The organism is Gemmatirosa kalamazoonensis (assembly GCF_000522985.1).
GTDB lineage: Bacteria > Gemmatimonadota > Gemmatimonadetes > Gemmatimonadales > Gemmatimonadaceae > Gemmatirosa > Gemmatirosa kalamazoonensis.
The window spans coordinates 1,064,036-1,089,756 of the sequence record NZ_CP007129.1; the positions used below are offsets into that span (position 1 = coordinate 1,064,036).

The 25,721-nt window shown below is 73.4% G+C and carries 21 protein-coding genes; 17 read left to right on the forward strand and 4 right to left on the reverse strand.

Annotated features, from left to right (window positions below; translation table 11 throughout):
• The first annotated feature begins 43 nt into the window (after positions 1 to 43).
• The 15 genes from J421_RS27790 to J421_RS27860 all read left to right on the forward strand — a co-directional run bounded on the left by J421_RS27790 (position 44) and on the right by J421_RS27860 (position 18,671).
• Positions 44 to 544 (forward strand): hypothetical protein, encoded by a 501-nt coding sequence (locus J421_RS27790; protein WP_148306583.1) that lies wholly within the window; start codon positions 44 to 46, stop codon positions 542 to 544.
• A complete protein-coding gene (locus J421_RS27795; protein ID WP_025414388.1) occupies positions 544 to 1,701 on the forward strand; it encodes an alginate lyase family protein in 1,158 nt (385 codons plus the stop codon). The genes J421_RS27790 and J421_RS27795 overlap by 1 nt, the downstream gene beginning before the upstream one ends.
• Positions 1,702 to 1,885: 184 nt before the next feature.
• The gene (gene sthA / locus J421_RS27800) at positions 1,886 to 3,277 is read left to right on the forward strand and encodes a Si-specific NAD(P)(+) transhydrogenase (protein WP_025414389.1); all 1,392 of its coding nucleotides are present in this window, start codon (positions 1,886 to 1,888) and stop codon (positions 3,275 to 3,277) included.
• An 85-nt stretch (positions 3,278 to 3,362) separates the two neighbouring features.
• On the forward strand, positions 3,363 to 4,376 hold the full coding sequence (locus tag J421_RS27805) for an SPFH domain-containing protein (protein ID WP_025414390.1): 1,014 nt from the start codon (positions 3,363 to 3,365) through the stop codon (positions 4,374 to 4,376).
• The gene (speD, locus tag J421_RS27810; protein ID WP_025414391.1) at positions 4,373 to 4,744 is read left to right on the forward strand and encodes an S-adenosylmethionine decarboxylase; all 372 of its coding nucleotides are present in this window, start codon (positions 4,373 to 4,375) and stop codon (positions 4,742 to 4,744) included. Before J421_RS27805 ends, speD begins: the two co-directional genes overlap by 4 nt.
• Positions 4,741 to 5,388 carry a DUF4178 domain-containing protein gene (locus J421_RS27815; protein ID WP_025414392.1) on the forward strand — a complete coding sequence of 216 codons (648 nt, stop codon included), beginning with the start codon at positions 4,741 to 4,743 and terminating at the stop codon, positions 5,386 to 5,388. Before speD ends, J421_RS27815 begins: the two co-directional genes overlap by 4 nt.
• Positions 5,370 to 6,725: a DUF4178 domain-containing protein gene (locus tag J421_RS27820; protein WP_025414393.1), complete on the forward strand. Its 1,356-nt coding sequence runs from the start codon at positions 5,370 to 5,372 to the stop codon at positions 6,723 to 6,725. The genes J421_RS27815 and J421_RS27820 overlap by 19 nt, the downstream gene beginning before the upstream one ends.
• Positions 6,722 to 6,913, forward strand: coding sequence for a hypothetical protein (locus tag J421_RS27825; RefSeq protein WP_025414394.1), 192 nt, complete (start codon positions 6,722 to 6,724; stop codon positions 6,911 to 6,913). The genes J421_RS27820 and J421_RS27825 overlap by 4 nt, the downstream gene beginning before the upstream one ends.
• Positions 6,914 to 6,923: 10 nt before the next feature.
• Positions 6,924 to 7,136: a DUF350 domain-containing protein gene (locus J421_RS27830; protein ID WP_025414395.1), complete on the forward strand. Its 213-nt coding sequence runs from the start codon at positions 6,924 to 6,926 to the stop codon at positions 7,134 to 7,136.
• Positions 7,137 to 7,197: 61 nt separating this feature from the next.
• Positions 7,198 to 8,736 (forward strand): polyamine aminopropyltransferase, encoded by a 1,539-nt coding sequence (locus tag J421_RS27835; protein ID WP_104023363.1) that lies wholly within the window; start codon positions 7,198 to 7,200, stop codon positions 8,734 to 8,736.
• A 154-nt stretch (positions 8,737 to 8,890) separates the two neighbouring features.
• Positions 8,891 to 10,435: an NAD(P)-binding protein gene (locus tag J421_RS27840; RefSeq protein ID WP_025414397.1), complete on the forward strand. Its 1,545-nt coding sequence runs from the start codon at positions 8,891 to 8,893 to the stop codon at positions 10,433 to 10,435.
• A 95-nt stretch (positions 10,436 to 10,530) separates the two neighbouring features.
• Complete coding sequence (locus tag J421_RS27845; protein ID WP_025414398.1) at positions 10,531 to 12,828, forward strand: PAS domain S-box protein; 2,298 nt, start codon at positions 10,531 to 10,533, stop codon at positions 12,826 to 12,828.
• A 76-nt stretch (positions 12,829 to 12,904) separates the two neighbouring features.
• Positions 12,905 to 13,246 carry a PadR family transcriptional regulator gene (locus J421_RS27850; RefSeq protein WP_025414399.1) on the forward strand — a complete coding sequence of 114 codons (342 nt, stop codon included), beginning with the start codon at positions 12,905 to 12,907 and terminating at the stop codon, positions 13,244 to 13,246.
• Complete coding sequence (locus J421_RS27855; protein ID WP_025414400.1) at positions 13,243 to 15,963, forward strand: ABC transporter permease; 2,721 nt, start codon at positions 13,243 to 13,245, stop codon at positions 15,961 to 15,963. The genes J421_RS27850 and J421_RS27855 overlap by 4 nt, the downstream gene beginning before the upstream one ends.
• Positions 15,960 to 18,671 (forward strand): ADOP family duplicated permease, encoded by a 2,712-nt coding sequence (locus tag J421_RS27860; RefSeq protein ID WP_025414401.1) that lies wholly within the window; start codon positions 15,960 to 15,962, stop codon positions 18,669 to 18,671. Before J421_RS27855 ends, J421_RS27860 begins: the two co-directional genes overlap by 4 nt.
• A gap of 50 nt (positions 18,672 to 18,721) precedes the next feature.
• Here the strand turns inward: J421_RS27860 and J421_RS27865 are convergent, their stop codons facing one another.
• From J421_RS27865 to J421_RS33205, 4 genes are all read right to left on the reverse strand, one after another.
• Complete coding sequence (locus tag J421_RS27865) at positions 18,722 to 19,783, reverse strand: NAD-dependent epimerase/dehydratase family protein (RefSeq protein WP_025414402.1); 1,062 nt, start codon at positions 19,781 to 19,783, stop codon at positions 18,722 to 18,724.
• A gap of 190 nt (positions 19,784 to 19,973) precedes the next feature.
• On the reverse strand, positions 19,974 to 20,576 hold the full coding sequence (locus tag J421_RS27870; RefSeq protein WP_025414403.1) for an ATP-dependent Clp protease proteolytic subunit: 603 nt from the start codon (positions 20,574 to 20,576) through the stop codon (positions 19,974 to 19,976).
• A 719-nt stretch (positions 20,577 to 21,295) separates the two neighbouring features.
• The gene (locus J421_RS27875) at positions 21,296 to 22,075 is read right to left on the reverse strand and encodes a hypothetical protein (RefSeq protein WP_025414404.1); all 780 of its coding nucleotides are present in this window, start codon (positions 22,073 to 22,075) and stop codon (positions 21,296 to 21,298) included.
• 250 nt (positions 22,076 to 22,325) lie between these two features.
• Positions 22,326 to 22,487 carry a hypothetical protein gene (locus J421_RS33205; RefSeq protein WP_158508938.1) on the reverse strand — a complete coding sequence of 54 codons (162 nt, stop codon included), beginning with the start codon at positions 22,485 to 22,487 and terminating at the stop codon, positions 22,326 to 22,328.
• Positions 22,488 to 22,629: 142 nt separating this feature from the next.
• On the opposite strand from J421_RS33205, the gene J421_RS27880 reads away from it, so the two are divergent.
• Both J421_RS27880 and J421_RS27885 read left to right on the forward strand, forming a co-directional pair.
• On the forward strand, positions 22,630 to 22,977 hold the full coding sequence (locus J421_RS27880) for a PadR family transcriptional regulator (RefSeq protein ID WP_025414405.1): 348 nt from the start codon (positions 22,630 to 22,632) through the stop codon (positions 22,975 to 22,977).
• A 1-nt stretch (position 22,978) separates the two neighbouring features.
• Entirely contained in the window at positions 22,979 to 25,699 is a 2,721-nt protein-coding gene (locus tag J421_RS27885; RefSeq protein WP_025414406.1) for an ADOP family duplicated permease, read from the forward strand.
• The last annotated feature ends 22 nt before the right edge of the window (positions 25,700 to 25,721 follow it).

The following is a 25,721-nucleotide window of genomic DNA, read 5'->3' on the forward strand; positions in this document are numbered from 1 at the left end:
ACAGATTGTCTGCGCCCGCAGTTCATCCCACGCTTACCGGAGAATGGCGATGCCGCCACGAAACGAGCGTATTGCCGCCATGGTTCGTGGCGAGCTCGCGAAGAACCCGAACGTCGGCAACGACGCGCTGCTGGAGAAGGCGCGCGCGATCGACCCGAAGGTGCGCCGACTGTCCCCGCGCCAGTTCCACGCGACGTACCGGCTGCCCGCGCTGCGCGCAGGTGCGCCCAAGAAGGCGGAATCGAAGCCGGCGGAATCGAGAAGGCCGGAATCGGGCGCGCCGGACGGTACTGCGGACGCGGGTGCGGCGGCACCTCGTCCCTCCGCCGCACCCGCGTCCGCAGCACCGGCTTCCGCAGCACCCGCTTCCGCCTCCAAGGCCCTCGCCCGTCCGCACGCCCCCGAGCGCGAGGCCGTGCGCGCGATCCTGCAGACCGTGGCGCGCGAGGCGTTGGGCACCGAGGACCGTGCGTCGTTCGTGCGGCTGCTCGACAGTCTCGACGAGCGCGCGGCGACGATCCTCTCGATCTTCGGCCGCACCTGATGCGGCGACTGCTGTACGTGGCGCTCGGCGCGCTGCTCGCGTCGAGCGCCGGCGCGCAGCCCGCCATCACCCGCGCGGAGCTCGAGCGCATCGAGCGGCCGCGCGTGCTCGCGGCGGCGCAGCGCTGGCTCGACGAGCCGCCCGTCACGATCACCGCCTACCGCGCGGCACGGAGCGCGGGCGGGGTGCACGACTTCTACTCCGAGGGCGACTACTGGTGGCCCGACCCGGCGCATCCCGACGGGCCGTACGTCCGCCGCGACGGCGAGACGAACCCCGACAACTTCGTCGCCCACCGCGACGCGATGCGCCGCCTGAGCCAGATCGTGCCCGCGCTCGTCGCCGCGTACGAGCTGACGCGCGACGCGCGATACGCCAACCGCGCCGCCGAGCACCTGCGCGCGTGGTTCGTGGCCGAGAGCACGCGCATGAACCCGAACCTGCTCTACGGCCAGGCGATCAAGGGCGTCGCGACGGGGCGCGGCATCGGCATCATCGACACGATCCACCTGGTCGAGGTGGCGCAGGCGGTCCGCGAGCTGGAACGGTTAGGCGCGATCGACGCCGCGACGCTCGACGGCACGAAGGCGTGGTTCCGCGACTACCTGACGTGGATCACCACGCACCCGTACGGCATCGCGGAGCGCGACAACGGCAACAACCACAGTGCCGCGTGGGCGCTGCAGGTAGCGGAGTTCGCGCGGCTCGTCGGCGACTCGGCGCGCGTGGACGAAGCGCGTCGGCTGTTCGAGACGAAGCTGATCCCCGACCAGATGGCCCCCGACGGATCGTTCCCGAAGGAGCTCGCGCGCACGAAGCCGTACGGCTACTCGCTGTTCCAGCTCGACGTGATGGGAACGCTCGCCGAGGTGCTCGGCCCCGCCGAGTGGACGTTCACGACGCCCGACGGGCGCGGGATGCGGAAGGCGCTCGCGTACATGGCGCCGTACATCGAGGACAAGCAGATCTGGCCGAAGCCGCCCGACGTGCAGTACCACGATCAGTGGCCGGTGCGGCAGCCGTCGCTCCTGTTCGGCGGCCGCGCGCTCGCCGAGCCGCGCTACGTCGCACTCTGGCGCACGCTCGATCCGGATCCCAACGTGGACGAGATCGTGCGGAACTACCCGATCAGGCAGCCGTTGCTCTGGGTGCACTGAGACAGGATGGACGGGATGCCGGTGCTCTTCTTTTCGACAGGATGAACAGGACGGACAGGATGCAAACCAACACCAAAGGCAACGCTGCTGGTGTTGGTTCGCATCCTGTCCGTCCTGTTCATCCTGTCCAAACGAACGGCACGGCTTCCTGATCATCCCGTCGCCATCCTGTGGGTCCTGTCCCATGGACACGTACGACTACGACCTCGCGGTGATCGGCAGCGGCCCGGCGGGACAGAAGGGGGCCATCGCCGCGGCGAAGCTCGGCAAGCACGTCGTCATCGTCGACCGACAGGAGATGACGGGCGGCGTGTGCCTGCAGACGGGCACCATCCCCAGCAAGACCGTGCGCGAGGCGATCCTCTATCTCAGCGGCTTCCGCCAGCGCACGTTCTACGGCAAGGACTACGTCGTCAGCGAGCGGATCTCGGCGCGCGATCTCGCGCACCGCGTGCAGGCCGTGGTCGGGCGCGAGCTGGAGGTCATCCGCAACCAGCTCCGGCGCAACGGCGTCGCGACGCTTCCCGGCACCGTACGCTTCGTCGACCCGCACACGCTCGAGGTCACGTCGGCGACGAACACGACGACGCGCCTCACCGCGGAGCACGTGCTCATCGCGTGCGGCACGCGCGCCGCGCGCAGCCCCGACATCCCGCTCGACGGCGTGCGCATCTTCGACGCCGACCAGCTCCCGAACGTGCCCGAGCTGCCGCGCGACCTCATCGTCGTCGGCGCGGGCGTGATCGGACTGGAGTACGCGTCGATGCTCACGGCGCTCGACATCAAGGTCACGATCATCGACCAGCGTCCGACGCTGCTCGACTTCGTGGACCGCGAGCTGATCGAGGGGCTGTGCTATCACATGCGGCGGCGCGGCGCCACGCTGCGGCTCGGCGAGACCGTCGCATCGGTGGGGATCGACGCGCGCGGGCGCGTAGAGGCGGTGCTGGAGAGCGGCAAGCGCGTGCACGGCCACGCGCTGCTCTATGCCGTGGGCCGTCAGGCGAACAGCGACCTGCTCGACCTCGGCGCCGCGGGGCTCCAGGCCGACTCGCGCGGACGCATCGTCGTCAACGAGTGCTTCCAGACGGCGGTGCCGCACATCTACGCGGCGGGCGACGTCATCGGCTTCCCGTCGCTCGCCGCGTCGAGCGCGGAGCAGGGCCGGCTGGCGAGCGCGCACATGTTCGGCGCGCCGCGCAAGCCGGTCGCGCCGGAGCTGCTGCCGTACGGCATCTACTCGGTGCCCGAGATCTCGATGGTGGGGCGCACCGAGCAGCAGCTCACCGACGCGCGCATCCCCTACGAGGTCGGCGTCGCGAAGTACGAGGAGCTCGCGAAGGGGCAGATCCTCGGCGACGAGACGGGGATGCTGAAGCTGCTGTTCGACCCCGACTCGCTCCTGCTGTTAGGCGCACACGCGATCGGCGAGGGCGCGACGGAGCTGATCCACATCGGCCAGGCGGTGCTCGCGCTCGGCGGCACGATCGAGTACTTCCGCGACACGGTGTTCAACTACCCGACGCTCGCCGAGGCGTACAAGGTCGCGGCGCTGGCCGGCATCAACCGGCTGTGAAGGGGGCGTAACATCGACGGTCGCTCTTCCGTAGGGTATGGCACGCCACGACATTGGACCGCAGTCACCGACCCGGAGCGTACCCGTGGGCCTCGGCAGCTTCTTCCGCAAGCAGTTCATCGACGTCATCCAGTGGACCGAGGACGAGCAGGGCGTGCTCTCCTACCGGTATCCGATGGCGGACATGGAGATCCAGAACGGCGCGCAGCTCACCGTGCGCGAGTCGCAGGTCGCCGTGTTCGTGAACGAGGGGCGCGTCGCCGACGTGTTCGGGCCGGGGCGCTACACGCTGAACACGAGCACGCTGCCGCTGCTCACGAACCTCATGAACTGGGACAAGCTGTTCCAGTCGCCGTTCAAGTCCGACGTGTACTTCTTCTCCACGCGCGTGCAGACGGCGCAGCGGTGGGGCACGCAGAACCCGGTCACCGTCCGCGACAAGGACTTCGGGATGGTGCGGCTGCGCGCGTTCGGCATGTACAGCTGGAACGTCGAGAACCCGGTCACGCTCATGCAGCAGGTGAGCGGCACGCGCGAGATCTACCGCGCGGCCGACCTCGAGCCGCACCTGCGCAACCTCGTCGTGTCGCGCATGTCGGAGGCGTTCGCCGGGAGCGGCACGCCGTTCCTCGACATGGCGGCGAACACCGGCGTCGCCGCCGAGGCGATCGCGGCGAAGCTGCGCCCCGCGTTCGCCGAGCTGGGGCTCGCGCTCGCGTCGTTCACGGTGGAGAACCTGTCGCTCCCCGACGAGCTGCAGAAGCGGCTCGACGAGCGCATCGCCATGAACATGGTCGGCAACCTCGGCGACTACGCGCGCTTTCAGGCCGCGCAGTCGATCCCGATCGCGGCGGCGAACGAGGGCGGCGTCGCGGGACTCGGCGCGAGCCTCGGCGCCGGCGCGATCATCGGGCAGTCGATGGCGCAGGCGATGTCGGGACCCGGGACTCGGGACTCGGGACCCGGGACTCCGCAGCCCCCAGTCCCGAGTCCCGAGTCCCCAGTCCCGAGTGCCGACACGAAGTTCTGCATCAACTGCGGAAAGTCGATCGCGCGCGCCGCGAAGTTCTGCTCCGAGTGCGGCGGGAAGCAGGAGTGAGCGCCGGCGAGGAATGGGTCGTCGAGGCGTTCGGCTGCGACGCCGCGCGCCTCGCCGACCCGTCCGCGCTCGGCGCGCTCGTCGACGACCTCGTCGCAGCGCTCGCCCTCCGCCCGGTGGCGCCCGCGCTGTGGCACGCGTTCCCCGCGCCGGGCGGCGTGACGGGGCTCGTGCTGCTCGCCGAGTCGCATCTCGCGCTGCACACGTTCCCCGAGCACGGGTCGATCTGCGTGAACCTGTTCTGCTGCGTGCCGCGCCCGGCGTGGGACTGGACGATGGGGCTCGCGCGGCACCTCGCGGCGGCCGACGTGCGCGTGCGCCGCCTCGACCGCCGCTACGCGCCGGCCGCCGTTCCGTTAGGCGCGTGACGGGACGCACCGCCACCTGCCCGAACTGCGGCGCGGCGATCGTCTTCCTCTGGTCCGGCGCGGTCCAGACGACGTGCGCGTACTGCCGCTCGGTGCTCGTGCGCCACGACGTGGAGCTCGAGAAGGTCGGGGTGGCGGGCGACGTGCCGCTCGACAGCTCGCCGGTGCAGCGCGGCTCCGCGGGCACGTGGCGCGGACACAACTTCACCGTCGTCGGGCGCATCGTCTACGAGTACGAGCGCGGCGGCTGGAACGAGTGGCACCTCCGCTTCGACGACGGCCGCAGCGGGTGGCTCTCCGACGCGCAGCTCGAGTGGGCGGTCACCGAGCTCGTGACGCCGACCCCCGAGCTGCCGCGCGACTTCCAGTTCGCCCCCGGCAGCACGCTCGACGTCGCCGGCGACCGGTTCACCGTCACCACCGTGACGGCCGCGCGCTACGTGACGGTGGAGGGCGAGCTGCCGTTCGAGTACTGGGACAAGGGGCGCGTGAACTTCGTCGACCTGCGCACGCCGACGGCGCGCTTCGCGACGATCGACTACAGCGAGACGCCGCCGCTCGTCTTCGTCGGCGAGTTCGTCGAGTTCGACGCGCTCCGGCTGCAGGGGCTGCGGGAGTTCGAGGGATGGCCGCTCCCGCGGTGAGCGCCGGCGCCGTGCGCGCCGTGAGCTGCCCGAGCTGCGGCGCGGCGATCGAGCTGCGCGGCCTCGCGTGGACGCAGAGCGTCGCGTGCGGGCACTGCGGCGCGGTGCTCGACGCGCGCGACCCGAACCTGCGCATCCTCCAGCGCGCACACGAGCGCATGACGGTCGAGCCGCTCATCCCGTTGGGCACGCGCGGCGAATGGCGCGGCGCGCCGTACGAGGTGATCGGCTTCCAGCAGCGCACCATCAGCGTCGACGGCGACGACTACTCGTGGCGGGAGTACCTGCTGTTCAACCCGTACCGCGGCTTCCGCTACCTCACCGAGTACGACGGGCACTGGAACGACGTCGTGCCGCTCCTCGGCATCCCGCTCGCGTACGGCACGGGCGCGCGTTCGTCGGCGAGCTACGGCGGGCAGTCGTTCCGCCTGTTCCAGACGGCGCGCGCCCGCACGACGTTCATCGCCGGCGAGTTCCCGTGGCAGGTGCGCGCCGGCGACAGCGAGGAGGTGCGCGACTACGTGGCCCCGCCGCGGGTGCTGAGCGCCGAGGGCACGCAGCACGAGACGACGTGGTCGCTCGGCAGCTACGTCGATGGGCCGGCGGTGTGGAAGGCGTTCGCGCTCCCCGGCCGACCGCCGCAGCCGTTAGGCATCTACGCCAACCAGCCGTCGCCGTACGCGGGCGGCGTGGGCTCGTGGTGGCGCACGTTCGGCCTGCTCGCGCTGCTCTGCCTCGTCGGACTGCTCGGCCGCGCGCTGACGGCGCGGCGCGCGCGGGTGTACGAGGGCCGCTACGAGCTCGCGCCGCCGAGCACGTTCGCGCGCGCGGTGAACGCCGACTCGACGGTCACCGGCACGCCGCTCGTCACGCCGCGCTTCACGATCCCCGGCGCCACCGGCAACGTCGTCGTGGAGACCGACGCCGACGTGAGCCAGGAGTGGATGTACCTGCAGTACACGCTCGTCGACGAGACGACGGGGCAGGCGTGGCCGTTCGGCCGCGAGGTCGCGTACTACTCGGGCTCCGACGCCGACGGCACGTGGTCGGAGGGACGTCGGCGCGACCGCGTGACGCTCGGCCCCGTGCCGGGCGGCCAGTACGTGCTGCGCGTCGAGCCGATCGGACAGCCGCGTCCCGGACACCCGATCACGTACACGCTGCGCGTCACGCGCGACGTGCCCCGCGTGTGGCCGTTCGCCGTCGTGCTGCTCGCGCTGCTCGTGCCGCCGGTGGTGGGCACGTACCGCGCGGCGAGCTTCGAGACGCGGCGGTGGGCGGAGAGCGACGCCGGGTCGAAGCTGGCGTCCGTGATCCAGGACGCGACGGACACATGAGCCGCCATCCCATCTACTTCGTGTTGGGCCTCCTGCTCATCGCCGGCGCGTTCGCCGCCGACCTGCGGGGCTGGACGCTCGCCGGCGCGACGGAGCGGCGCGGCGGCGCTCCGCGCTCGGTGCGCGAGAACCCCGGCGCGTACCGATCGGTCTATCGCAGCTCCGCGCGCTTCCGCCACGGCAAATAGCCCACCCGCCATGACTCCCGACCTCCTGCCCAACGCCGTCGCCGCGCTCCTGTTCGCGGTGCTCGGCATCGTGATCTTCGTGCTGGCGTTCGTGATCATCGATCGGCTGACGCCGGGCGATCTGTGGCGCGACCTGCTGCAGGAACGGAACTCGGCGCTCGCGATCGTGATGGCCGGCATCGCGATCGGGCTGTCGATCATCATCGCCGCCGCAATCCATTGAGCGCTCTCCACGCTCCACGCTCCGCGCTCCACGCTCGGCCCGTTCGCGGCACCGAGCGAGCGTGGAGCGTGGAGCGTGGAGCGTAGAGGAGCCGTCCGTGGCCGTCGCGCTGTTCGTCACCGTCCTCCTCATCGCCGCCTGCGGGCTCGTCTACGAGCTCGTGGCCGGCGCGCTCGCCAGCTATCTGCTCGGCGACAGCGTGACGCAGTTCTCGACGGTGATCGGGACCTATCTGTTCGCGATGGGCATCGGGAGCTGGCTGTCGCGGTTCGTGGGGCGCGGCATCGCGGCGCGGTTCGTGACCATCGAGCTGCTCGTCGCGCTCGTCGGCGGGTTCAGCTCCACGCTGCTCTTTCTCGCGTTCGCGTACACCGAGGCGTTCCGGCTCACGCTCTACCTGCTCGTCGGCGTCGTCGGCGTGCTCGTCGGGCTCGAGGTGCCGCTGCTCATGCGCATCCTGCGCGACCGCTACGACTTCCGCGACGTCGTCTCCAACGTCCTCACGTTCGACTACCTCGGCGCGTTGGGCGCCTCGCTGCTGTTCCCGCTCGTGCTCGTGCCGCGGCTGGGGCTCGTGCGCGCGGCGCTGCTGTTCGGCGTCGTGAACGCGCTCGTCGCGCTGTGGAGCACGTGGCTGTTCCGCGACCGGCTGGGCGCGCGCCGCTCGCTGTGGGGCGCGGGAGCGCTCGTGCTCGTCGCGCTGTCGCTCGGCATGTGGCGCGCCGGCCGCATCACCGCGCTGGCCGAGTCGAACATGTACGCGGACGACGTCATCCTCGCGCGCGACACGCGCTACCAGCGCATCGTGCTCACGGCGTGGAAGGACGACCTGCGGCTGTTCCTGAACGGCCACCTGCAGTTCTCGTCGCGCGACGAGTACCGCTACCACGAGGCGCTCGTCCACCCGGGGCTCGCCGCGCTCCCCGGCGCGCGCCGCGTCCTCGTGCTCGGCGGCGGCGACGGGCTCGCGGTGCGCGAGATCCTCCGCTACCCGGGCGTGCACGACGTCGTGCTCGTGGACCTCGACCCGGAGATGACGCGGCTGTTCTCGACGCACCCGCGCCTCGTCGCGCTGAACGGAGGCTCGCTGCGCGACCCGCGCGTGCACGTGGTGAACGACGACGCGTTCGTGTGGCTCGCCGCGCACCGCGACCTCTTTGATTTCGTCGTCGTCGACTTCCCCGATCCGTCGAACTACGCGGTGGGGAAGCTGTACACCGTCGCGTTCTATCAGCTCCTCGCACGGCACCTGAGCCGCGACGGCCTCGCGGTCGTGCAGAGCACCTCGCCGCTGTTCGCGCGCAAGTCGTACTGGAGCATCGTCGCGACGCTGCGCGAGGCGGGCCTCGCGACGCACCCGTACCACCTCTACGTGCCGTCGTTCGGCGAGTGGGGCTTCGTGCTCGCCGCCGCGCGCTCGGCGCCGTACACGTTTCCCGACGGGCTGCCGGCGGGGCTGCGCTACCTCACGCCGCGCGAGGTGCCGCAGCTGTTCACGTTCGCGACCGACATGCTGCCGGTGCCCGCGCGCGTGAACCGGCTGAACGATCAGGCCCTCGTGCGCTACTACGACGAGGAGTGGAGCCGGATCGACCGGTGAACGGCGATCCGGTGAGGCGCGGTCCGGCGCGCCGTCTCAGGACTCCACGTGAAAGCCACCCTCCTCGCGTTTGGTACGCGGATCGACGAATCCGTGAATCCGCCGATCCGCGCACCAAACTCACGGGGCCGTGAATGACGAGGAAACGCGTTCGGTGAGTGAGGACTCGATCGGCCGCCGCACGTTCATCGCGGGCGCGTTAGGCGCCGCGGCGCTCGTCGGCCTGTCGTGCAAGAGTGGGCGGCCTCTTGCCGGGTCCCTCGTCGACGACGGGCATGCCGCGGGGCATCTGATTCGCGACGGCGGCGCGGCCCCACCCGTCCGACGGCGCGAGCGGCGGTCGATCGTCATCGTCGGCGGCGGCGTGGCGGGGCTCTCCGCGGCATGGTGGCTCGCGAAGCACGGCGTGACGGACTTCGTGCTCCTCGAGCTGCTCTCGCGCCCCGGCGGCAACGCGCGCTGGGGGGAGAACGCGGTGAGCGCGTATCCGTGGGGCGCGCACTACGTCCCCGTGCCCGGTCCGCACGCGACGCTCGTGCGCGAGCTGTTCGCCGAGATGGGGCTGTTGAGTGCCGACGGGTCGTGGAGCGAGCGCGATCTCTGCTTCGCGCCGAAGGAGCGCGCGTTCGTGCACGGGCGGTGGCGCGAGGGGCTCGTCGAGGCGCTCGCGATGGACGCGGACGGCGAGCGCGAGCTGCGCCGCTTCGACGCCGTCGTCGACGAGCTGCGCGCGAGCGGCGCGTTCACCATCCCGCTCGCGCTCGGCGCCGCCGATCACGACGTCGCGCGCTCGCCGCTCGACACGCTCACGGCCGAGGCGTGGCTCGCGCGCGAGGGGTTCCGCTCCGAGGCGCTGCGCTGGTACGTGGACTACGCGTGCCGCGACGACTTCGGCACCCGCGCGCGCGACGCGTCGGCGTGGGCCGCGCTGCACTACTTCGCCGCGCGCGAGGCGGACGATCCGGGGCCGCTCACCTGGCCGGAGGGGAACGGTCGCCTCGTGCGGCATCTGTTAGGCAGGGTCGAGGCGCACGTCGTGGCCGACGCACCCGTCGGACGTGTCGAGCGCGCCGGGACACGCATGCGCGTGGTCGCGGCGGCCACCGAGTGGACGTGCGACGCCGTGATCTGGGCCGCGCCGACGTTCCTCGCGCGGTACGTGGTGGAGGGCGCGCCGGCGGCGTCGTGGCGCTACGCGCCGTGGCTCGTGGCGAACCTCACGCTCGACCGCCGGCCGCGCGCCGCGGACGACGATGCGCCCGAGGCGTGGGACAACGTCATCGTCGACTCGCCCGGGCTCGGCTACGTCGTGGCCACCCATCAGGCGCTGCGCGCGACGCCCGAGCCGCGCACGGTGTGGACGTACTACCGCGCGCTCGCCGACGGCGATCCGGCAGCGGAGCGGCGCCGGCTGCTCGCGATGGACTGGCGCGCGTGCGCGGAGCTCGCGCTCGCCGACCTCGAGCGCGCGCACCCCGACCTGCGCGAGTGCGTCTCGCGCGTCGACGTCATGCGGCACGGGCACGCCATGCCGCGCCCCGAGCCCGGCTTTCTCGCGCGGCGCGCCGAGTGGTGGGCGCCGGCGCGCGGCGCGCGGGTGTTCTACGCGAACTCCGACGTCAGCGGGCTGTCGCTGTTCGAGGAGGCACAGTATCGCGGCGTCCGTGCCGCGGAGCACGCGATGGCCCTCGTCACGTAGGCGCCGCCGCTGGCGTTGCACCGGTCCCGGAGAGATCGTCCTTCGAAGAGGGCCGCGGACGCGCGGCGTTGGCGCGGGACGACCCAGGACCGGACATGAGCAGCGGCGGCAGCGGCGGCAGCGGCGGGAGCAGCACGGAGCACGGCGAGCGGGGAGCGGCGACCGACTGGGCCCGGGTGCTCGCCGACGCGACGCTCGAGGGCGTGGTGATCCACGAGCGCGGCCACGTGCAGTTCGTCAACGCGGCGATCGCGCGCATGCTCCGCAGCACGCCGGAGGCACTCGTCGGCCGCCCGGTCCTCGACTTCGCCGCGCCGGACGATCGCCCGCGCGTCGCGGCGCACATGGCCGCGCAGTCCGAGCACCCGTTGATCGGCACCGCGCTGCGCGCCGACGGCACCACGTTCCCGTGCGAGCTCCGCGGCCGCACGATGACCGCCGACGGCCGCACGGTGCGCGTGGTGCTCGTGCGCGACGTCTCCGAGCGGCTCGCCATGGAGGCCGAGCTGCGGCGCCGCGAGCGCGCGCTCGCCGCCGTCACCGAGCACTCGCCGGACGTCATCACGCGCTACGACCGTGAGCATCGCGTGCGGTTCATGAGCCGTGCGGTGGAACAGGCCACCGGCGTGCCGGCCGCGTGGTTCGTCGGCAAGACGCTGCGCGAGTGGGGCTTCCCGGAGGCGCTCATCACGCCGTGGGAGACGATCAACGACCGCGTGTTCGCCACCGGCTGCGCGGAGGAGACCGAGTTCGACTTCACCGGTCCCGACGGCGTCCAGCGGCACTATCACACGCGCGTGGTGCCGGAGTACAACGACGCGGGCGAGGTGGAGCACGTGCTCACCACCACGCGTGACCTCACGGCGCTGAAGCGTGCGGAGTCGGCGGCGCGCGACGCGTACGGCACGATGCGCGGGCTGCTCGACCAGTCCATCACCGGCGTCTACGTGATCCAGGACGGCCGCTTCGCGTACGCGAACACGCGGCTCGCCGAGACCTTCGGGTACGAGCGGTCGGAGGAGCTGCTCGCGCTGCCCGGCATCGACGTGCTCGTGCACCCCGACGACCGCGCCGTCGTGATGGGCAACATCCGGCGGCGGATCCGGCGCGGCCGCGGCACCGCGCACTACGCGTTCCGCGGCCTGCGCCGCGACGGCCGGGTGGTGCACGTCGAGGTGCACGGCAGCGCCGCGCCGTACAAGGGCGGGCCGGCGGTCGTCGGCGTGCTGCTCGACGTGAGCGAGCGGCTCGCGCTCGAGGAGCAGCTGCGGCAGACGCAGAAGATGGAGGCGTTGGGCCAGCTCGCCGGCGGCGTCGCGCACGACTTCAACAACATCCTCGCCGCGATCGCGGGCTACGCGCAGCTCGTGCACGACGATCTCCCCGCCGATGCGCCGCTGCGCGACGACGTCGCGGAGATCCTCGCCGCGGCCACGCGCGGCGTCGGCGTGACGAAGCAGCTCCTCGCGTTCAGCCGCCGGCAGGCGCTCGAGGTGGCGGAGGTCGATCTCGCCGCGATCGCGCGCGCGCTCGGCGCGATGCTACGGCAGCTGCTCTCGCCGGCGATCGAGCTCCGGCTGCCGGACGCGCACGTGTCGGCGCCGGTGCGCGCGACGGCGCCGCAGCTCGAGCAGATCGTGATGAACCTCGCCGTGAACGCGCGCGACGCGATGGCCGGCCGCGGCGTGCTCACGCTCGGCGTGCGCATCGCGGCGGGGCCCGACGGGATCGAGCGCGCCGTGCTCGAGGTGCGCGACACCGGCCACGGCATGTCGCCCGACGTGCGGGCGCGCGCGTTCGAGCCGTTCTTCACGACGAAGCGCCACGACCAGGGCACGGGACTCGGCCTCGCGACGGTCTACGGCCTCGTGCGGCAGTTCGGCGGCGAGATCCACATCGAGTCCGTGGAGGGGCGCGGGACGACGGTGACCGTGTCGTTCCCGCTCGTCCAGCGTGCGCCGCGCGCGGCAGAGCCGGCGCCGGCGCGGCCGTGCCCGGCCGCGCGCAAGCGTGTGCTCCTCGTGGAGGACGAGGCCCCCATCCGCGCGGTGACGCGTCGCATGCTCGAGCGCGCGGGCTACGCGGTGCGGGAGGCGCCTAACGGTGCGGCGGCGCTGGAGGCGCTGCGGGGCGGCGCGGCGATCGACGTGCTGCTCACCGACGCGGCGATGCCGGAGCTCGGCGGCGTGGAGCTCGCCCGCGAGGTGGCCGTGCTGCGTCCCGGGCTGCCGGTGGTGCTCATGTCCGGCTACGCGGAGCTGTCCGGCGCGTCGGTGAACGGCGACGGGAGCGTGACCGACGTGACCGGCTGCCGGGGGTTCGTGGAGAAGCCGTTCACGGCCGAGCGGCTGCTCGCGCACCTGGCCGCCGCGCTGGAGTCGGGCAAGGAGTGACGGGCCGCTCTTGACGCGCCGCGCGGCGCGTCGCATCTCTCTTTCCAGAGTCTCCATCCAGATTCTGAAAGGAGCCATGGCCGCACCGCTGCCGGTCGTGAAGGGAGTCCTCGACATGCTCGTGCTGCGCGCCCTGTCGTGGGGGCCGATGCACGGCTTCGAGATCGTCGCCTGGCTCGAGCGCGAGTCGGGCGGGAGCCTCCCGGTGGAGGACTCCGCGCTGTACCAGGCGCTGTACCGCATGGAGGAGCGGGGCCTCGTCGCCGCCGACTGGGGCACGACGGAGAACAACCGCCGCGCGCGCTACTACAAGGTCACGCGCGCCGGCGCCGCGCAGCTCCGCACCGAGACCGCGCGGTGGCTCGACTACGCCGGCGCCGTCACGCGCATCCTCACGCAGGCGCCGAGCGCGTCGTGAGCCTCATCCGCCCCCGCGTGAGGCGGCTGTTCCGCCTCGCCGTCCGCCGCCCCGCGCTCCGCGAGCGCGACGTCGACGACGAGATCCGGCTGCACATCGACCTCCGCGCCGAGCAGCTCGTGCGCGAGGGGTGGTCACCCGAGGCGGCGCGCGTCGAGGCAGAGCGCCGCTTCGCCGCGCTGCTCGACGACGCCCGCGGACGGCTCCTCGAGGCCGCGCGCCACCGGGACACGCGCATGGGCTGGGGCGACCGACTGGAGAGCGTGCGGCACGACCTCGCGTTCGCGCTGCGGCAGCTCCGTGCCGCGCGCGCCGTCACCGCGGCGGCCGTGCTCACCATCGCGTTAGGCATCGGCGCGAACGCGACGATGTTCGGCATCGTGGACCGGCTGCTGCTGCGGCCACCGCCGCACGTCGCCGACGCCGCGCGCGTGGCGCGGCTCTACCTCGAGCGCGGCCGCGGTGCGTTCAACAACTGGGTCGACCCGTCCGTCGGCTACCCGACGTACCGCGCGGTGCGCGACGATGCCCGCGGCTTCGCCGCCGTCGCGGCCTACTTCCCGAGCCGGTTCGTCGTCGGCGAGGGGGCGCAGGCGCGGCAGCTCCGCACCACCGAGGTCACGGGCAACTTCTTCGCGATGCTCGGCACGCGCGCGCAGGTCGGCCGCCTGCTCGGTCCCGACGACGACCGCGTCCCCTCCGGCTCGCGCGTCGTCGTGCTCGGCGACGGCTACTGGCGCCGCGTGTTCGGCGGCGATCCGGCGGCGGTCGGGCGATCGCTCGTCGTCGAGGGACAGCGCTACGTCGTCGTCGGCGTCGCGCCGCGCGGCTTCACCGGCGTCGACCTCGAGCCGGTCGATCTCTTCCTGCCGCTGTCGGCGACGTCGTGGCACATGCGCGGCCACGACTGGGCGGAGCAGCGCAACATGGCGTGGATCCGCATGGTCGGGCGGCTGCGTGCGGGCGTCACGCGCACCGACGCCGCGCGCGACGTCACCGCCGCGCTGCGCCGAGCGGTCACCGACACGAACAGCTTCGACTACCACGCGCGCGCGCTCGCCACCGGGCTCTCCGACGTGCGCGGCCTGAACGAGAGCGGTCGACGCACGAGCGGCGCCGTCGCCGCGTGGCTCACCGGCGTCGCCGCGGTGGTGCTGCTCATCGCCTGCGCGAACGTGGCGAACCTGCTGCTCGCGCGCGCCGTGCGCCGCCGCCGCGAGATCGCCGTGCGCACCGCGCTGGGCGCGGGACGGTGGCGCCTCGCGCGGCAGCTCCTCACCGAGAGCGCGCTGCTCGCCGTGTTAGGCGGCGTCCTCGGCCTCGCCGTGGCCCGATGGGGCGGGGCGCTCGTGCGCACCGCGCTGCTCCCCGACGTCGACTGGTCGCAGGGCGTGGTGAGCGCGCGCGTGCTGCTCCTCGCCGTCGGCGCGACGGCCGTCACGGCGCTGCTCATCGGACTCGCGCCGGTGCTGCACCTCGCCTCGTCCGGCGCCGTCGCGGGGCTGCGCACGGGCGTGCGCGAGGGCGGCGGCCGGCAGGCGCGGCTCCGCGGCGCGCTGCTCGTCGCGCAGGCGGCGCTGTCGGTCGTGCTGCTCGTCGGCGCGGGGTTGTTCGTGCGGAGCCTCGACCGCATCGGTGCGCTCGACTTCGGCTACGACACGGAGCGCCTGCTGCTCGTCGATCCGTCGTTCCCCGAGGATCTGCCGATGACGGCGCGGCTCGCGGCGTACGACCGGCTGCTCGAGCGTCTGCGCCACACGCCGGGCGTCGAGCGTGCCGCGCTCGCGACGACGTCGCCGTTCTGGTCCGCCGCCGCGGGCGACCTCGCGATCCCCGGCTTCGACTCGCTCGCCGCGCTGCGCGACCAGTTCCCGCACTGGAACGCGGTGAGCGACGACTACTTCGAGACGATGGGCACGCACATCGTGCGCGGCCGCGCGCTCGCCGCCACCGACGTGCGCGGCGCGCCGCGCGTGGCGCTCGTGAACGAGGCGATGGCGCGCCGCATCTGGAAGGGCGCCGACCCGATCGGCCGCTGCCTCAAGATCGGCGGCGACACGGTGCCGTGCAGCGAGATCGTCGGCGTGGTCCGCAACACGATCGAGATGCAGCTGCGCGAGACGCCGGTGCTGCAGTACTTCTATCCGCTCGCCCAGGGCAGCTCGGGGAACTCGATGCGCGCCCTCGTCGCGCGCACGGCGCCCGGCGTGCGGCCGGCGTCGCTCGTGTCCACGCTGCGGCGCGCGCTCCGTCCCGTGGCGCCCGAGGCGCGCTACGTCGAGGTGCTGCCGTTCACCGACCGCGTCGACCCGCAGGTGCGGCCGTGGCGGCTCGGCGCCACGATGTTCACCGCGTTCGGCGCGCTCGCCCTGCTCATCGCCGCGGTGGGACTCTACAGCGTGATGGCGTACGGCGTCGCGCAGCGGCTGCACGAGATGGGGCTGCGCATGGCGCTCGGCGCGCGCGCGGCGGACGTCGTGCGGCTGCTGCTGCGGCAGGCGATGGGCGTCGTGGGGCTCGGGCTCGTGGCGGGCGGCGTCGCGGCGCTCGCCGCGGGGCACTGGGTGGCGCCGCTGCTGTTCGACGTCTCGCCGCGCGATCCGCTCGTGTTCGGCGCGGTCGCCGCGGTGCTCGCCGGCACCGCGCTCGCCGCGACCGCCGTGCCCGCGCGGCGCGCCACCCGCGCGAACCCGAGCGACGCGCTGCGGTCGGAATGATCCGCCCTCGCGTCCGACGCCTCTTCCGCCTCGCGCTGCGCCGCCCCGCGCTGCGCGAGCGCGACGTCGACGACGAGATCCGCCTGCACGTCGACCTGCGCGCCGAGCGGCTCGTGCGCGAGGGATGGACTCCCGAGGCGGCGCGCGCCGAGGCCTGGCGCCGCTTCGGCGCGCTCACCGAGGCGCGGCCGCGGCTCCTCGACGCCGCGCGCCGCCGAGACACGCGCATGACCTGGAGCGACCGGCTCGACTCCGTGCGGCAGGACGCCGCGTTCGCCGTCCGCCAGCTCCGCTCCGCGCCCGGTGTCGCGGCGGCGGCGATCGTCACGCTCGCGTTAGGCATCGGCGCCAACGCGACGATGTTCGGCGTCGTGGACCGGCTGCTGCTCCGTCCCCCCGCGCTCGTCGCCGACGCGGGACACGTGACGCGGCTGTACATCGAGCGGCGCCGCGCGGGGTTCAACGGGCGCGTGATGCCGATGGTCTCGGCGCCCGCGTACTTCACGGTGCGCGACAGCACCCGCGCGTTCGCCGCGGTGGCGGGCTTCTTCCCCGGGCAGCACGTCGTCGGCGAGGGCGACGCGGCGCGGCAGCGGCATGTGATCGAGGCGACCGGCAACTTCTTCACGCTGCTCGGCGTGCGCCCGGCGCTCGGCCGCTTCTTCGGGCCCGACGACGATCGCGTGCCTGCCGGATCGCTCGTCGCGGTGCTCGGCGACCGCTACTGGCGCGAGGCGTACGGCGCCGACTCCGCGGTGCTCGGCCGCACGGTCGTCGTCGAGGGAGATCGCTACGTGATCGTCGGCGTCGCGCCGCGCGGCTTCAACGGCACCGATCTCGAGCCGACCGACGTCTACGTGCCGCTGTCGACGATCGCGTACCACGCGCGCGCGCGCGACTGGTCCACCGACGGGCGCATCGCGTGGGTGCGCATGGTGGCGCGGCTGCGTCCCGGCGCGACGACGGCGCGGGCCGAACGCGAGGCGACGGCGGCGCTGCGTCTCACGGCGCCGGACACGAACGCGTTCGACTACGGCGCCCGCGTCATCGCCGCACCGGTGACCGAGGCGCACGCGCCCGTGAAGTCCGAGCGGCGCACGCGGGCGTCGATCGCCGCGTGGCTCGCCGGCGTCGCCGCGATCGTGCTGCTCGTCGCGTGCGCGAACGTCGCGAACCTCTTGCTCGCCCGCGCCGTGCGCCGCCGCCGGGAGATCGCGGTGCGCACCGCGCTGGGCGCCGGCCGGTGGCGGCTCGCGCGGCAGCTGCTGACGGAGAGCGCGCTCGTCGCGGCGTTAGGCGGCGTCGGCGGGCTGCTCGTCGCGCGGTGGGGCGGTGCCGCGGTCCGCGCGACGCTCCTCCCCGACGTCGACTGGTCGCAGGGCGTCGTGAGCGGCCGCGTGCTGCTGTTCGCGCTCGGCGCCACCACGCTCACCGCGCTGCTCACCGCGCTCGCTCCCGCGGCACACGTCGCCGCGCTCGGCGTCACCGCGGGACTGCGCACCGGCGCGCGCGACGGCGGCGGACGCCGGTCGCGCACGCGCTCCACGCTCCTGCTCGCGCAGGCCGCGCTGTCGGTCGTGCTGCTCGTCGGCGCGGGACTGTTCGTGCGCAGCCTGCGGCGGATCGGCGCGCTCGACTTCGGCTACGAGCCCGCGCGGCTCGTGTTCGCCGAGGCGTCGTTCCCGGACGCCGTGCCGAGTGACGTGCAGCTCGCCGCGTACGACCGCCTGCTCGAGCGGGCGCGCCGCGTGCCGGGTGTGGAGCGCGCCGCGCTGTCGACGACGAGCCCGTTCTGGTCGCTCGTCGCCGGCGACCTCACGATCCCCGGCTTCGACTCGCTGCGGACGTTGGGCGTCGGGTTCCCGATCTACAACGCGGTGAGCGCCGACTACTTCGCGACGGCCGGCATCCGTGTCGTGCGCGGCCGGCCGATCACCGCGGCCGACGTCGAGGGCGCGCCGAGGGTGGCGCTCGTGAACGAGGCGATGGCCCGGCGCATCTGGAAGGACGCCGACCCGATCGGGCGGTGCATGCGCATCGGCGACGAGAAGGCGCCGTGCAGCGAGATCGTCGGCGTCGTGCGCACGGTGATCAACAACGAGCTGCGCGAGCCGCCGCAGATGCAGTACTACTTCCCGCTGGCGCAGAAGCAGGCGACGAGCAGCATGCGGGCGCTCGTCGTGCGCGCCGCGCCGGGCGTGCGTCCGGCGTCGCTCGCCGCGACGCTGCGCCGCGAGCTCGCCCCGGCGGCGCCGGGCGCGCGCTACCTCGACGTGGTGCCGCTCGAGGATCGCATCGACCCGCAGGTGCGCCCGTGGCGACTCGGCGCGACGATGTTCACGGCGTTCGGCATGCTCGCGCTGCTCATCGCGGCGGTCGGGCTGTACAGCGTCATGGCGTACACCGTCGCCCAACGGCTGCACGAGATGGGGCTGCGCATGGCGCTCGGCGCGCGCGGCCGCGACGTGACGGCGCTCGTCCTCGGCCAGGGCATGGGCGTCGCCGCGGCCGGCATCGCGCTCGGCGCCGCGGCGGCGCTCGCCGCGAGCCACTGGGTCGCCCCGCTGTTGTTCGACGTCTCCGCGCGCGACCCGCTGGTGTACCTCGCCGTCGCCGCGACGCTCGCCGCCGCGGCGCTCGTCGCCTCGCTGGTGCCCGCACGACGCGCGACACGCGTGGATCCGAGCGACGCGTTACGCAGCGAGTGAGGGCAGTGCCGTCTCACGCGGAGGCGCGGAGAACGCGGAGACGACCAATTTCAATTGGTGTGCTCGGCGTTCTCCGCGCCTTCGCGTGAGCTGGACAGTGCACGATCCTCCGCCGCGTAGTCGAACTGCGCCGGATCGACGGCCGGCGGGTGCGCGCGCTCCCAAGCGATCGTGCGGCCTAACGATTCGTCGCGCGATACGGGCTCCGCGTAGCCGAGCTCCGCGCGGATGCGCGAGCTGTCGGCGGCCCAGTGCTGCTCGAGGCGCCCGGGCATGCGCAGGTGCGAGGGGATCGCGTCGTCGGGGAGCACGACGAAGCGCCCGCGCCAGCCGACGGCGTCGGCGACGCGCCGCGCCCACTCCAGCTCCGTCACGCTCTCCGCTTCGGCGACGTTGTACGTGCGGCCCGTCGCGCGCGCGTCGGTGGCGGCGAGCGCGATCGCGGCGGCGACGTTCTCCACGTACCCACGCGGTCCGCGCCACGCCGCGAGGCGCTCGGGGAGCAGGATCGCCGGGCGTCCGTCGTCCATGCGCTTGAGCAGCGGGAAGAGCCGGTGCAGCCGGTCGCCCGGACCGTAGATCATCGGCAGGCGCAGCACCGTCGCCGGCAGATCCGGCGCGGCGACCACGTTGCGCTCCACGGCCACCTTGTCGTACGCGTCGTCGAGCCAGCCGAACAGCTGCCGGAGCCGCTCGAGCTGCGCGGGCGGGTACGTCTGCGCCTGCGTGCGGAGCGCCGAGTCTTCGGTCAGCGGCACGGGCGCCAGCGGGCCGTCCTCGAGACCGTGCAGCAGCGCCGCGGCGCGGTAGACGTCCATGCTCGTGATCGCGACGACGCGCGCCGCGTGTCCGCGAAACACCTCCACGAGCTCCGCCGCCTGCCGCCCCGAGCTGAGCACGAGGTCGATCACGACGTCCGGCGCGAAGGCGCGCAGCATCGCCGCGTGCTCGCCGAGCCGCTGCCGATCCGCCGCGACGCCGCGAACGCCGTTAGGCAGCGTCGCGCTGCTCTCCGGCCGGTGCACGACTCCGACATCGTGTCCCACGCCCGACAGCTGCGGCAGCAGGAACCGCCCGATGAAGCCCGTACCGCCGACGACGAGGATGCGCATGAAGCCTCGCTGATTGCTTCGTCTTCGAACCGCAGAGGGCCGCAGAGAACGGCACTACTTTTTCATCACAGAGGACACAGAGGACACAGAGGAGAACCCTTCAAGAGAGTGGGTTTCCTCTGTGTCCTCTGTGTCCTCTGTGGTTCAAATGAAAGGCTCCGCGGCCCTCTGCCGTCCTCTGCGGTCCGACTCACGCGACAGTCTCCAGGACTCCACTCCCCTCCAGCACGGTGTCGATCAATCCGTACCGCAGCGCCTCCGCCGCCGAGAACCACCGGTCGCGCTCGAAGTCGCGCTCGATGCGCTCGAGCGGCTGTCCGGTGTGCTTGCCGAGCAGCTCGTAGAGCTTCGCGCGGTTGTGCAGGATCTCCTTCGCCACGATCTCGATATCGGCCGCCGCGCCGCGCTCCGCGCCGCCGCTCGGCTGGTGCATCATGATGCGCGCGTGCGGCAGCGCGGCGCGGCGCCCCTTGCGGCCCGCGGTGAGCAGGAAGCACCCCATGCTCGCGGCCATCCCCACGACGGTCGTGGACACCGGCGACGACAGGTACTGCATCGCGTCGTAGATCGCGAGCCCTGCCGACACCACGCCGCCGGGCGAGTTGATGTAGAGCTGGATCTCCTTGCCCGGCGCGTCCGACTCGAGGAACAGCAGCTGCGCGATGATGCTGTTCGCCACGTCGTCGTTCACCGGCGTGCCGAGGAACACGATGCGGTCCATGAGCAGCCGCGAGAAGATGTCGTACGTGCGCTCGCCGCGGGCGGAGCGCTCGATCACGTAGGGCACGTGCAGCGTCGACATGGTCGCCTCAGGAAAGTCGGTTCTCGCCGAGCACCGTCGCGAGCGCGCGCGCCAGCTCGTGCGCCGCCTCCGCCGATCGGTGCGCCGGATGCGTCGCGGGCACCACGCACCACGCGTCGCCCGGGAGCTGGAAGACGACCGCGGCGCCGGCCGCCGGCGGTGCGGCGGCAGCGGCGCGCCGCCCCGGCAGCGCGCGCGGCGCCTGCACCTCGTCCGGTACCGCGGGGGCGACGCACGCACCGCGTCGCGGGCGCGCGCGTCGGCCACCCGCGCGGCGAGGAACGCGACGAGCGCGGGCTCGTCGGCGTCGCGCATCGCGGCGCGCGCCTCGGCCAGCGTCACGAGCCCGAGGTGTCCGGCGAGCCGCGCGCCGGCGATCTGCCAGAGGTGCCGCACGCCGTAGCGCGCCGCGGCGGTGCGTCCCTCGGGCGGGTCGATGACGTCCTTGCGCCGGTAGTAGTGCACGGTGTTCACCGTGAACCCCGACGCGATCGCCGGGTCGAGCCCGAGCGCCGCCACGCAGTCGCGCAGCAGCCGCACGAGATCTTCCGCGTCGAGCGGCGCCGCGGCGTCGGGGATCGCGCGCGCGCGCCACGACGCGAGCTCGTCGCGCGCGGCGCGCTCGGCGCCGGCGCGCGCCGCGTCCACGTCGTTAGGCACGGCGGCCTGCCGGGCGACGCGCGCGCCCCCGATGCGGCTCGCTCGCACCGCTACGGGCGCGCGAGCGGCCGCGACGGCGCGAGCCGACCGGCGAGCGGACGCGGCGCGTCGTCGGCGAGCGCCTCCTCGGTGCCGATCACGATGCGGAGCTGGATCACCGTCGCCTCCGTCTCCAGCGGGCCGAGCGCGAACGGCGTGAACTGCTGGTCCGAGTGGCCGGTGAGCCCCGTCCCCGCCGCGCGCTCCACCGCGTCGCCGGGACCACCGCGCTCCACGGGCATGGGCGCCTCCACGTGCTGGCCGACGCCGCCGTACGCCGAAGCGCGCGGCGCGGACGGCATCTCGTTGAGTGGCGGCACCCACTCCGGCGGCCCCGCGGGGAAGCGGCTCGGCAGCCGCGGCACCCCGGGAATCGGCCGCCGTGGCGCGGTGGGCATCGCGATGCGCGGCGTCGGCTCGTCGCGGCGGTCGTGGCCGGGCAGCTCGCGGCGGAACCGCGCCTCGAGGAGGCCGAGCGAGGGATCGTCGCGTCCGCCGTCGGGGCCGAACACGCGCTCGTCCCCCTCCGCCACGACGGTGAATCGGCCGTGCTCCCCGGCGTCGACGGGGCGCTCGAGCTCCGTGGCGCTCCACGGCCCGAGCACGAGGCCCCCGGCCGTCACGCGGTGCCCGTCGAGCTTCACGTCGGCCACCGCGTACAGCGGCCCGAGATTGCGCAGGCGGATCCGGTAGACCTGCCCTGGCCGCGCGAGCACGTGCCCCGTCTCCAGCTCCCGCACCCGGCCACTGCCGTGCGGGACCACCTCGACCGCGAAATCGCCGCTCCGCATCGGTCTCCTCCCGAACGAGTCGGTCTCTAGTCTAGCAATGGTACAATAATGGTGTCAATAAGGGGGGTCGCGCCGCGCTCGGACTCCACGTACGTGTTCTTTGAAGGACTGAAGAAGGACTAAAGAAGGACTGAAGAAGGAGAACACCAACAGTGTCGTTGGTCCTTCTTCAGTCCTCCTTCAGTCCTTCTTCAGTCCCACGAGAACTCGTACGTGGAGTCGTGAACGGCGCGCCAAAGCAGGCCTGCCGTCAACCGCGGATGCGCCGCCTCGCCGCGTCCCTGAACCGCCGCAGCGGGTCGATGAACGTCGCGCGCGCGTCGGACGGATGATCCACGCGCTCGTGGAGCCCCGCCGTCGCCTCGCGCCGCCTGAGCCGCACCTCCAGCGCGTAGCTCCGCGTCACCGTCACGCCGTGCGACGCGACGCGACGCGGTCGCGGTCGCGGAACTGGTACACGCGGAGCAGCTACGTCATCACGTCGAACGCGGCGGCGGCTTGACGGAACTCGCCCGCCGACGCATGCTCCCCGGAGTCGCTCCGGGGAGATACCAATGGCGCCCGCCGACGATCTCGGCCTGCTGCTCGGCACGCTCGACCTGCTCGTCCTGAAGACCCTCTCGTGGGGGCCGCGCCACGGCTACGCCATCGCGCGCTGGATCCGCGACACGTCCGACGAGGCCATCGCCGTCGAGGATCGCGCGCTGTATCTCGCGCTCCACCGCCTCGAGGATCGCGGCTGGGTGCGCAGCGACTGGGGGCTCTCCGAGAACAACCGCCGAGCGAAGTACTACACGCTCACCGCCGGCGGCCGCGCGCAGCTGCGGGCCAAGGTCTCGCACTGGGACCGCTACGCCGCCGCCGTCTTCAAGATCGTTCACGCCGTCGACGCGGGAGGTTGAGATGTTTCGCCGCCTCTTCCGGCTCCCCGCCACCCGCCAGTCGCTCGAGCGCGACGTCGACGAGGAGATCCGCTACCACATCGACCGCCGAGTGGACGACCTCGTGCGGCAGGGGCGCACGCTCGACGCCGCGCGCGACACGGCCGAGCGCGAGTACGGCGACCGCGCCGCGAGTCGCGCGGAGCTCGTGCGCGTCGACCGCCGCCGCTTCGAGCGCACGCGACGCCGCGGCTGGTGGGAGGCGGTGCGGCAGGACGTGCGATTCGCCGTGCGCACGCTGCGCGCGCGTCCGGGTTTCACGCTCGCCGTCGCGCTCACGTTCGGGCTGGGCCTCGGCGCGAACGCGGCGATGTTCGAGGTCGTCGACCGCCTGCTGCTCCGTCCGCCGGCGTTCCTGCGCGATCCGTCGACCGTGCATCGCGTCTACGTCAGGTACCGCTTCCAGCGCGAGGAGATCGTCGACCGCTCGCTGGAGTACACGCGCTACCTCGACTTCCAGCGGTGGACGACGCGCTTCTCGCAGTCCGCCGCGTTCGCGTTCCGCGAGCTCGCGTTAGGCGACGGCGCCGACGCGCAGGAGATGCCGGTCGCCGCGGTGAGCGCGTCGTTCTTTCGCTTCTACGACGCGCGTCCCACGCTCGGCCGCTTCTTCACGGCGCGCGAGGACACCGTTCCCGCGGGCGCGCCGGTGGCGGTGCTCGGCCACGCGTTCTGGCGCACGCGGTACGGCGGCCGCGCCGACGTGCTCGGGAAGACGCTGCGGGTCGGCACGGTGCTGTGCACCATCGTCGGCGTGGCGCCCGACGGATTCGTCGGCATGACCGACGAGAGGCCGCCGGCGGTGTTCATACCGATCACGACGTTCGCCGGGTCGATCCAGAGCCCCGAGACGTCGCGCGGCTACTACACGAGCTACAGCTGGGGGTGGCTCCAGATGCTCGTGCGGCGCAAGCCGGGCGTGACGGCGGACGCGGCCACCGCGGATCTCACCAGCGCGTACGAGCGGAGCTGGGCCGCCCAACGCGCGCAGGAGCCGGGGCTCGCGCCGACGGCGATCGCGCGGCCGACGGCGCTCGCCGGGCCCGTGTCGCTCGAGCGGGGGCCGCAGGCGAGCGCCTCGGCGCGTGTCGCGACGTGGCTCGGCGGCGTCGCGATCGCCGTGCTGCTCGTGGCGTGCGCGAACGTCGCGAACCTGCTGCTCGCCCGCGCGCTCGCGCGGCGGCGCGAGATCTCGATGCGCCTCGCGTTAGGCGCCGGGCGCCGGCGCGTGCTCGGCATGCTGCTCAGCGAGAGCCTGCTGCTCGCGCTGCTCGGCGGCGTGGTGGGCGTGCTCGCGGCGCAATTCGGCGGCGCGGTGCTGCGCGCGCTGTTCCTGCCGGCAGGCACCGCGGGCGGCGCGCTCGGCGACCCGCGCACGCTGCTCGTCGTCGCCGCGACGGCGGTTCTCGCGGGCCTCACCACGGGGCTCATGCCGGCTCTCGGCGCGCGACGCAACGACCTCACGACGACGCTCCGCGCCGGCGACCGGGGCGGCACGGCGACGCGCTCGCGGGCGCGCACGGTGCTGCTCGTGTTCCAGGGCGCGCTGTCGGTCACGCTGCTCGTCGGCGCGGGGCTGTTCGTGCGGAGCTTCCACAACGTCCAGTCGCTCCGCCTCGGCTTCGACGCCGATCCCGTGCTGTACGTCGCGCCGAACCTGCGCGGCGCCACGCTGTCGAAGGAGGAGCGCACCGCGCTCGGCGCGCGGCTGCTCGAGGCGGCGCGCACGATGCCCGGCGTGGAGGCCGCGGCGCTCGGCGCGAGCGTGCCGCTGTCCGACACGTGGGGGCAGAGCTTCACCGTGCCGGGGGTCGACTCGGTGAGCCGGTTCGGGCGCTTCACGGTGCAGGCCTCCACCGGCGACTACTTCCGCACGATGGGCACGCGTCTCCTGCGCGGCCGGCCGATCACCGACGACGACCGCGCCGACACGCCGCCCGTCGCCGTGGTGAGCGAGGGGATGGCGAGCACGCTGTGGCCCGGGCGCGACGCCATCGGGCAGTGCATCAAGATCCGCGACGGGGCCAAGGACCCACCGTGCACGACCGTCGTCGGCATCGTGGAGAACATCAAGCAGACGGGGCTCGGCGACGACCAGCGGCAGCAGTACTACCTCGCACGCCCGCAGGCCCGCAACGGGCAGCGCCCGCTCGTGTTCGTGCGCATGCGCGACGGCGACGCGCGGCATCACGCGGAGTCGCTGCGTCGGCGGCTGCAGGCGCTGATGCCCGGCGCGGGCTACGTGACGGTGACGCCGATGCGCGACGTCGTCGACCCGCGCATGCAGTCGTGGCGGCTCGGCGCGACGCTGTTCGCCGCGTTCGGCGCGCTCGCGCTGCTCGTCGCGGCGGTGGGCCTCTACGCGGTGATCGCCTACGACGTCGCCCGGCAGACGCGCGACATCGGCGTGCGGCTCGCGCTCGGCGCGCGCGCGGGTGCGGTGCTGCGCCTCGTGTTGGGGGCCGGCCTCCGCCTCGCGGCATCGGGCCTCGCGATCGGCGGCGTCATCGCGCTCGTCGGCGCGCGTCGCATGGCGCCGCTCCTGTTCGGGGAGTCGCCGAACGACCCGCTCGTCTACGGCGCGGTGGGCGCGGTGCTGCTCGCGGTGGCCGTCGTGGCGTGCGCGATCCCCGCGGCGCGCGCGGCGCGCGTGGACCCGAGCGTGACGCTGCGCGCGGAGTGACCGCGTCCAACCCTTTCGCCGG

Bases quoted from the DNA above. Each gene is read 5' to 3' on its own strand.
- J421_RS27825 (WP_025414394.1), top strand. From the start codon at position 6,722: ATGAGCCGCCATCCCATCTACTTCGTGTTGGGCCTCCTGCTCATCGCC.
- J421_RS27790 (WP_148306583.1), top strand. From the start codon at position 44: ATGGCGATGCCGCCACGAAACGAGCGTATTGCCGCCATGGTTCGTGGC.
- J421_RS27850 (WP_025414399.1), top strand. From the start codon at position 12,905: ATGGCCGCACCGCTGCCGGTCGTGAAGGGAGTCCTCGACATGCTCGTG.
- J421_RS27875 (WP_025414404.1), bottom strand. From the start codon at position 22,075: ATGCGGAGCGGCGATTTCGCGGTCGAGGTGGTCCCGCACGGCAGTGGC.
- J421_RS27845 (WP_025414398.1), top strand. From the start codon at position 10,531: ATGAGCAGCGGCGGCAGCGGCGGCAGCGGCGGGAGCAGCACGGAGCAC.
- J421_RS27860 (WP_025414401.1), top strand. From the start codon at position 15,960: ATGATCCGCCCTCGCGTCCGACGCCTCTTCCGCCTCGCGCTGCGCCGC.
- J421_RS27880 (WP_025414405.1), top strand. From the start codon at position 22,630: ATGGCGCCCGCCGACGATCTCGGCCTGCTGCTCGGCACGCTCGACCTG.
- J421_RS27885 (WP_025414406.1), top strand. From the start codon at position 22,979: ATGTTTCGCCGCCTCTTCCGGCTCCCCGCCACCCGCCAGTCGCTCGAG.
- sthA (WP_025414389.1), top strand. From the start codon at position 1,886: ATGGACACGTACGACTACGACCTCGCGGTGATCGGCAGCGGCCCGGCG.
- J421_RS27820 (WP_025414393.1), top strand. From the start codon at position 5,370: ATGGCCGCTCCCGCGGTGAGCGCCGGCGCCGTGCGCGCCGTGAGCTGC.
- J421_RS27865 (WP_025414402.1), bottom strand. From the start codon at position 19,783: ATGCGCATCCTCGTCGTCGGCGGTACGGGCTTCATCGGGCGGTTCCTG.
- J421_RS27795 (WP_025414388.1), top strand. From the start codon at position 544: ATGCGGCGACTGCTGTACGTGGCGCTCGGCGCGCTGCTCGCGTCGAGC.
- J421_RS27830 (WP_025414395.1), top strand. From the start codon at position 6,924: ATGACTCCCGACCTCCTGCCCAACGCCGTCGCCGCGCTCCTGTTCGCG.